The sequence below is a fragment of the Halomonas sp. ND22Bw genome (assembly GCF_003011945.1).
Classification (GTDB): Bacteria; Pseudomonadota; Gammaproteobacteria; order Pseudomonadales; family Halomonadaceae; genus Halomonas; species Halomonas halophila.
Genome location: NZ_PXWD01000091.1, coordinates 1 through 519, shown reverse-complemented (window position 1 = coordinate 519; position 519 = coordinate 1). Strand labels below are relative to the sequence as shown.

Sequence of the window (519 nt, the reverse complement as noted above, 5' to 3'; positions counted from 1 at the left end):
CAGCGCGCAATCCCAAGGAGGACGACCATGGGCGACAATATGTCCGACGATCTCAAGTCGGGAGCGCTCGTCTATCACCGACTGCCGCGCCCCGGAAAACTGGAGATCCAGGCGACGAAGCCGCTCGGCAACCAGCGCGACCTCGCCCTGGCCTACTCGCCGGGTGTGGCCGCCGCCTGCATGGCGATCCACGAGGATCCCCAGGAGGCCGCCACCCTCACCATCCGCCAGAACCTCGTCGCGGTCCTGACGAACGGCACCGCCGTGCTCGGGCTGGGCGATATCGGGCCGCTCGCCTCGAAGCCCGTGATGGAGGGCAAGGCCGTCCTCTTCAAGAAGTTCGCCGGCATCGACGTGTTCGACATCGAGGTCGCGCAGAACGACGTGGCCAAGCTCGTCGACGTGGTCTGCGCCCTGGAGCCGACCTTCGGCGGCATCAACCTCGAGGACATCAAGGCCCCCGAGTGCTTCTACGTCGAGCGCGAGCTGCGCAAGCGCATGAAGATCCCCGTGTTCCAC

The 519-nt window shown here is 66.5% G+C and carries 1 pseudogene; it reads left to right on the top strand.

The window, feature by feature from the left end:
- Window positions 1-39: 39 nt before the first annotated feature.
- A pseudogene (locus tag CVH10_RS17100) lies at window positions 40-519 on the top strand (NADP-dependent malic enzyme); the annotation flags it as partial.